The 6,440-nt window shown below is 53.7% G+C and carries 8 protein-coding genes; 1 reads left to right on the top strand and 7 read right to left on the bottom strand.

Going from position 1 to position 6,440, the window contains the following annotated elements; all coding sequences use genetic code 11:
• From M989_RS07455 to M989_RS07435, 5 genes are all read right to left on the bottom strand, one after another.
• Entirely contained in the window at positions 1 to 954 is a 954-nt protein-coding gene (locus M989_RS07455; RefSeq protein WP_064543855.1) for a transketolase family protein, read from the bottom strand.
• Positions 947 to 1,777, bottom strand: coding sequence for a transketolase (locus M989_RS07450; RefSeq protein ID WP_064543853.1), 831 nt, complete (start codon positions 1,775 to 1,777; stop codon positions 947 to 949). Before M989_RS07450 ends, M989_RS07455 begins: the two co-directional genes overlap by 8 nt.
• A complete protein-coding gene (locus M989_RS07445; protein WP_064543851.1) occupies positions 1,774 to 3,165 on the bottom strand; it encodes a PTS ascorbate transporter subunit IIC in 1,392 nt (463 codons plus the stop codon). Before M989_RS07445 ends, M989_RS07450 begins: the two co-directional genes overlap by 4 nt.
• Positions 3,166 to 3,185: 20 nt before the next feature.
• Complete coding sequence (locus M989_RS07440; RefSeq protein ID WP_041146575.1) at positions 3,186 to 3,458, bottom strand: PTS sugar transporter subunit IIB; 273 nt, start codon at positions 3,456 to 3,458, stop codon at positions 3,186 to 3,188.
• A 77-nt stretch (positions 3,459 to 3,535) separates the two neighbouring features.
• Positions 3,536 to 3,979 (bottom strand): PTS sugar transporter subunit IIA, encoded by a 444-nt coding sequence (locus tag M989_RS07435; protein ID WP_064543849.1) that lies wholly within the window; start codon positions 3,977 to 3,979, stop codon positions 3,536 to 3,538.
• Between the two features lie 236 nt (positions 3,980 to 4,215).
• On the opposite strand from M989_RS07435, the gene M989_RS07430 reads away from it, so the two are divergent.
• The gene (locus tag M989_RS07430; protein WP_064543847.1) at positions 4,216 to 5,235 is read left to right on the top strand and encodes a LacI family DNA-binding transcriptional regulator; all 1,020 of its coding nucleotides are present in this window, start codon (positions 4,216 to 4,218) and stop codon (positions 5,233 to 5,235) included.
• A 3-nt stretch (positions 5,236 to 5,238) separates the two neighbouring features.
• On the opposite strand, the gene yfcD is transcribed toward M989_RS07430, so the two are convergent.
• Positions 5,239 to 5,784 carry an NUDIX hydrolase YfcD gene (gene yfcD / locus M989_RS07425; RefSeq protein WP_064543845.1) on the bottom strand — a complete coding sequence of 182 codons (546 nt, stop codon included), beginning with the start codon at positions 5,782 to 5,784 and terminating at the stop codon, positions 5,239 to 5,241.
• 57 nt (positions 5,785 to 5,841) lie between these two features.
• Complete coding sequence (gene yfcE, locus M989_RS07420; protein ID WP_064543843.1) at positions 5,842 to 6,393, bottom strand: phosphodiesterase; 552 nt, start codon at positions 6,391 to 6,393, stop codon at positions 5,842 to 5,844.
• Between the last annotated feature and the right edge of the window lie 47 nt (positions 6,394 to 6,440).

Raw genomic sequence — 6,440 nt, 5'->3', positions numbered from 1 at the left:
TTACAGCAGCTCTCGCGCTGCCGACACAATATCATGCGCAGTCAGGCCATATTCTTTCTGTAAAAAGTCCTGCGTTCCCACCTGACCGTAGCGTTCTTTTACCCCCACCCGCCGCATCGGTACGGGACACGTTTCGACAAGCACTTCCGCCACCGCCGAACCCAGGCCGTTATGGATGCTGTGATTTTCACAGGTCACGATACGCCCGGTTTTTTCCGCATAGTTTTTTACCAGCATTTTGTCGATAGGCTTAAGGGTGAACATGTCGATCACCGCCGCGCTGACCCCAAGCTGCTCAAGCTGGCGTGCCGCTTCCAGCGCCTCTGTCACCATAATACCGTTGGCAATCAGCGTAATATCACTACCTTCGCGCAGCACGTTGCCCTTGCCGATGGTAAAGGTTGACCCCGGCGCATACACGCTCGGCGCCTGCTTGCGGATGGTACGCAGCCAGTAAAAACCGTCGAGGTTGATGAGCTGACGCAGAATATCCTCAAACATCACCGCATCGGTGACTTCAAGTACCACCGAATGCGCCAGACCGCGGACAATCCCCATATCCTCAAAAGACATATGCGTACCACCGTTATGACAGGCGGTTACGCCGGCATCAGAGGCAATCACCTTGACGTTATTGCGCTGATAATCCAGCGACATAAACAGTTGGTCAAAGCAGCGGCGGCTGGCGAATGCGGTGAATGTGTGAACAAACGGCTTACGTCCGGTGAGCGATAGCCCGGCGGCGGTGCCAATCACGTTCGCTTCCATAATACCGCAGTTGATCACATGTTGCGGATACTCGCGGGCAACGCTGTCCATCGCCATAGAGCTCATCAGGTCAGCTTCCAGCGCGATGATCGGGCTGCCCTCGGCAATCTGCTGGGCAACAAATCCGGCGTATACTTTACGCATTTCCAGAGCGTCTTTTTGTCCTGCAGGGGCAACCTTAATCATGTTCAGTCTCCAGTTGGCGAATGCTCTCGTTTATCGTCTCTTTCATCTCATCCGTCAGGCGTAAATGGTGGTTATTGGCGAGATTCTCGAGATAGGGCACCCCCTGGCCTTTGACGCTATCGAGGATCACCATCCGTGGGCGAGCATCAACAGGCGGCACCGGCTGTACCGCCGCCAGCAGCCCTGGGATGTCATCGCCTTTTACGGTCACCACGTCAAAACCAAAGGCACGGAATTTTTCGTCAAGGTTGAAAGGACAGATAATGTCATCCAGCTTGCCGTCAAGCTGCAGCTTGTTCCAGTCGACAAAGACGGTCAGGTTATTCAGACGATGATGGGCAATAAACTGGAACGCCTCCCAGCACTGCCCCTCATTCAGTTCGCCATCCCCCACGATGCAGAAAACACGATTCGCGCGCCCCGCCAGTTGATGCGAGAGCGCCATCCCCGCCGCGATGGAAATCCCCTGCCCCAACGACCCCGTCGTCGCATCCACGCCGCGCGTTTTGAGCCTGTCCGGATGACTCGGGAGCCGCGTTCCGTTTTGGTTCAGCGTGCTCAGCTCCTCAATCGGGAAATATCCCTTAATCGCCAGCGTACTGTAGAGCGCCGGGCCGGCGTGCCCTTTCGACAGCACAAAATAGTCCCGTTCTGGCCAGTCTGGGTCTGCCGGGTCAATTTTCATTACCGCGCCGTACAGCACGGCCAGCGTTTCCACCACCGACATGCTGCCGCCGTAATGGCCGAACCCCAGATTGGTCAGCGATTTCAGGGTTTCCACGCGAATCTCACGCGCCAGTGCGCGCACTTCTTTCACATTCATGATTTAGCCCCGTTGTTCTCCTGCGCGCTACCGCCCACAGATTTCTTTTTCGCAAAAACGTTGTACGCCACCAGTAGTGCAAACAAGGCGACGACCAGGCCCGTAATAGCAAACGGCGACAGGTAGCGGGCCAGGTTCCCCAGCACAATACCGACAACGCCAAAATCAGCATCCGAGAAGGTCGTATTGGCAAAGCCAATCGCCCCCAGTACTGGCAAGAGCAGCACAGGCAGGAAGGTGATCAGCAGACCGTTAGCAAACGCGCCAATCATCGCGCCGCGTCGACCACCGGTGGCATTGCCAAACACGCCGGCCGTCGCGCCGGTAAAGAAGTGCGGCACCACGCCGGGTAAAATCAGCACCCACTTAAACTGCCCACACAGGAACAGCCCAACGAGTCCCCCCAGGAAGCTGAACAAGAAACCAATTAATACCGCGTTAGGGGCGTAGGGATACACCACCGGGCAATCCAGCGCCGGGCGTGCATGCGGCACCAGCTTTTCCGAGAAACCGGTAAACGCCGGTACGATCTCCGCCAGAATCAGGCGAACCCCTTGCAGGATGATGAATACACCGGCAGCAAAGGTGATCGCCATAATGATGGCGTAGACGAGATAGTTCTGACCGCCGCTGAAGGTGCTTTCAACATATTCACGCCCTGCGCTGACCGCCATGATCAGGTAGATAATCATCATGGTCAGTGAAATGGAGATAGAGCTGTCACGCAGAAAACTCAGGTTCTTTGGCAGGTTCATCTCTTCGGTCGAACGCGACCCTTTACCACAGACGCTGCCGATCCAGCCCGAAAGCACATAGCCCAACGTACCGAAGTGGCCGAAGGCGATGTCATCGGTGCCGGTAATACGCTTCATATAACGCTGTGCCAGCGCCGGGAAGAATGCCATGACCAGGCCGAGGATCAGCGAGCCGGTAAAGACCAGTCCGATACCGTCGAAACCCGCAACGGTCAGGATTACGCCGATCATGCAGGCCATATAGAAGGTATGATGGCCGGTCAGGAAGATATATTTCAGGCGCGTAAAACGGGCGACCAGAATATTCGCGACCATACCAAATGCCATAATTAACGCCGTTGACGCGCCGTACTTCTCAAGCGCAATAGAAACAATCGCCTCATTATTTGGAATAATCCCTTGAATGTTAAAGGCGTGTTCAAACATCCCTCCTAGTGGATTCAATGAGCCAACTAATACTGTCGCCCCGCCGCCCAGGACAATAAATCCCAGGATAGTTTTAATCGTTCCCTTCACAACATCGGAAAAAGATTTTTTTTGTGCCACCAGACCAATTAGCGCAATTAGCCCGACCAACACCGAAGGCACTTTGAGTATATCAACAACAAAATTCAGCGTTTCAAGGATAAACATATCCGCCTCGCTATAAAGAATTATTGTTTGGCAAACCAGGCGCGCAGCTGCGCTTCGAGTTCGTTAATATCGATGATGTTAGTAATGACCACCAGTTGGCTCTCCGGCACGCTCGCGCTGGCGGCGATGTCTTTGGCCATCACGAATAAGTCAGCCGCTCCTGGGGTAGCGGATGACAGATCAGAGTGCTCCACCTCAGCCTCTATTTCGAGCTTTTTAAGCACTTTTTTAATATTCATCTCAACCATAAAACTACTGCCCAGGCCAGAACCGCAAATTGCCATAATTTTCATTATTGTCACCTTTTGGGTAGAGTGCATTCCCATCACGCAGGCGCGTAATGTGCTATAAGTCGGATTGTATAAATAAATTAGAAACGTGCGATGATAGTTTTAATCTCCTCGAGACGGGTTGCCTGATGTAATTTATGCATATCTTCGTCGCTGGAAAATAATTCTGCCAGCGCAGAGATCATTTCAATATGGCTATGCTTATCCGGTGCCGCCAGCATAATAACGAGGTCCACAGGATCGAATTCTTCACAACCAAATGATACGCCCTGCTGCAATTTCAGCAGCGACAGCCCTAAGCCGTTGGCGCCTTCTTCTGGCCGCGCATGAGGCATAGCCAAACCCGGCGCCAACACATAGTACGGCCCCAGCTTATGGTGCTGTTCCACGATGGCCGCCACGTATTTTTTTTCAATCACGCCCGCTTCCAGCAGCGGCCGGGCGCAGATATCCAACGCCTGCGACCAGTCATCGACACGCTGTTGCAGCGTAATTGTGGCATCGGAGATCCAGGTATTGAGCATTTTATCCCTCGTCTTTTCGCAAAAGATGGGCAAACTTTATGCAAGCAGACGACAGTTATCTGAGACTGCGCTCACAAAGATAGCGCTATCAATCGAGAACACGCAGATTTGTGATAGCGCTATCATTTCGCAATCATCACATGAAAACGCAGAAAAATTTCCCGTTTAGGGCGTATACTCCCTGACATACGAAGCAATGGATGACAATAAAAAACGTCTGTTTAGCAGGAATATGTATGTCTCTTACCCGAAAACGGCGGAGTACCGGCAAGGTGACGATCGCCGATGTTGCTCAATTAGCTGGCGTCGGCACAATGACCGTGTCCCGCGCGCTTCGCACGCCGGAACAGGTCTCCGATAAGCTACGAGAAAAAATCGAAGCGGCGGTTGCAGAACTCGGGTATATGCCCAACCTCGCTGCCAGCGCGCTGGCATCTGCCTCTTCGAAGACCATCGCCATGGTGGTGCCCAATCTTGCCGAGGCGGGCTGTTCCGCCATGTTTGCCGGGCTTCAGCAGATATTGCAGCCGGCAGGCTATCAAATCATGCTCGCAGAATCGCAACATCGTCTTGAACAGGAAGAAAAGTTGCTGGAAACGCTGCTGGCCTCAAATATCGCCGCCGCCATACTGCTTAGCGTTGAACATAGCGACACCGTACGTCACTGGTTAAAGAACGCCTCGATTCCGGTCATGGAAATCGGTGCAATGCGGACCGATCCTCTCGATATGAATATTGGGATTGATAACGTAGCCGCCATGTTCGAGCTGACTGAGATGCTTATCCATCGCGGATATCAGAACATTGGTTTACTGTGCGCCAACCAGGAGCAGTGGATTTTTCAGCAGCATTTACATGGATGGTATAAAGCGATGTTGCGCCACCATATGTCGCCCACCCGTGTGATTAACGCGGCCCTACCCGCAAACTTCTCCACGGGTGCCTCTCAGCTTCCCGAATTTATTCTGGCATGGCCGGAGCTGGATGCGCTGGTCTGTGTTTCCGATGAGCTTGCCTGTGGAGTGTTATATGAATGCCAACGTCGGCGTATTAAAGTACCGGATGATTTAGCCGTCGTCGGCTTTGGCGACAGCGACGTTAGCCGGGTATGCCAACCGCCGTTGACAACCATGGCTGTACCGCATCATAAAATTGGCCTGGAGGCCGGACGCGCGCTTCTGGAACGCCTTAATGAAGGAGACTGGAGCGACAGGAAAACCATCGTCTCCAGCTTATGCATGAGGGAAAGCTGCTAGCAATTACTCGGCTTCTTCCTCAACGTGGGCTTCGTTGTTGGCGTTTCGCGTCATCCACAGCGCCAGCGCCTTCAGCGAGTCATCGGTAAATTCATCACAACGGGCGGTAATCTCTTCCGGCGTCATCCAGCACACTTCGCTCACCTCTTCTTCCTGCAAGGCAAACGGCCCGTGCGAGACGCAGCTGAACAGGCTTCCCCAAACGCGGCAGTTCTTATCTTCAAAATAGAATTGCCCGTGGTCGGCAAACGGCACACCAGCAATACCCAGCTCCTCTTCCGCCTCGCGGCGAGCGGACTCCAGCAGCGGCTCATCAGCCTGAACGACACCCCCAGCGGTGGCGTCCAGCATACCCGGCTGGTAGTCTTTCGTTTCGGTGCGGCGTTGCACCAGGATTTTGCCCATGCCGTCGTGCACGACGATATAGGTTGCCCGGTGACGCAGGCACTGCGCGCGCATCTGTTCACGGCTCGCTTGCGCGATGACCTCATTGTCTTCGCTGACAATATCGACCCATTCCGTGCTTGCCAAATGATTCTGCTCGACCATCCGAAAACCTTACCTTGAAAGCGCTCTTTACGGCGCGTTTTGTGATTGATGGGTAACTTACGGGTTAATAGCAACCTCTGCAATAACCTGTTGATCATTGAGTGCTAAAACTTGCAGTTTATGCCCGTCAAGCAGCCCATAGCTGGCAGCAAAACCGCCCTTGGGAATGCTAACTGAACCGGGGTTAAATAAGAATATCTCATCGCGTTTTTCTGCCACCGGAAGGTGCGTATGGCCATAAACCAGCACATCGCCCGCGGCCAGCGGCGGGAGATTCGTTGGTCCATAAAGATGCCCGTGGGTCAAAAATAGCCGCTGATGTTCGGTGAGCACCTGTTGCCACGGCGCGGTGATCGGAAACTGCAGCAACATCTGGTCAACTTCGCTATCGCAGTTACCGCGCACGGCGATAATACGCTCTGCAACGCTATTGAGGCGTTCTGCCACCTGCGCCGGCGCATAGCCCTCCGGTAGCGCGTTACGCGGCCCATGGTTAAGCACATCCCCCAGAATCACCAGCCAGCGTGCACCGCTCTCGGCAAAGAGCGCCAGCACCCGTTCGGCGGCCGGTAAGGAGCCATGAATATCCGATGCAAACATCAGCTTCATTAATCAAATCCCCACAATGATAAACCCTAATATCATAATGGATTACA

Source organism: Kluyvera georgiana ATCC 51603, from assembly GCF_001654985.1.
GTDB classification, from domain to species: domain Bacteria; phylum Pseudomonadota; class Gammaproteobacteria; order Enterobacterales; family Enterobacteriaceae; genus Kluyvera; species Kluyvera georgiana.
This window is presented reverse-complemented; position numbering and strand designations above follow the sequence as displayed.

Coding starts and splice junctions, on each gene's coding strand:
- M989_RS07455 (WP_064543855.1), bottom strand. CDS start 954: ATGATTAAGGTTGCCCCTGCAGGACAAAAAGACGCTCTGGAAATGCGT.
- M989_RS07450 (WP_064543853.1), bottom strand. CDS start 1,777: ATGAATGTGAAAGAAGTGCGCGCACTGGCGCGTGAGATTCGCGTGGAA.
- M989_RS07445 (WP_064543851.1), bottom strand. CDS start 3,165: ATGTTTATCCTTGAAACGCTGAATTTTGTTGTTGATATACTCAAAGTG.
- M989_RS07440 (WP_041146575.1), bottom strand. CDS start 3,458: ATGAAAATTATGGCAATTTGCGGTTCTGGCCTGGGCAGTAGTTTTATG.
- M989_RS07435 (WP_064543849.1), bottom strand. CDS start 3,979: ATGCTCAATACCTGGATCTCCGATGCCACAATTACGCTGCAACAGCGT.
- M989_RS07430 (WP_064543847.1), top strand. CDS start 4,216: ATGTCTCTTACCCGAAAACGGCGGAGTACCGGCAAGGTGACGATCGCC.
- yfcD (WP_064543845.1), bottom strand. CDS start 5,784: ATGGTCGAGCAGAATCATTTGGCAAGCACGGAATGGGTCGATATTGTC.
- yfcE (WP_064543843.1), bottom strand. CDS start 6,393: ATGAAGCTGATGTTTGCATCGGATATTCATGGCTCCTTACCGGCCGCC.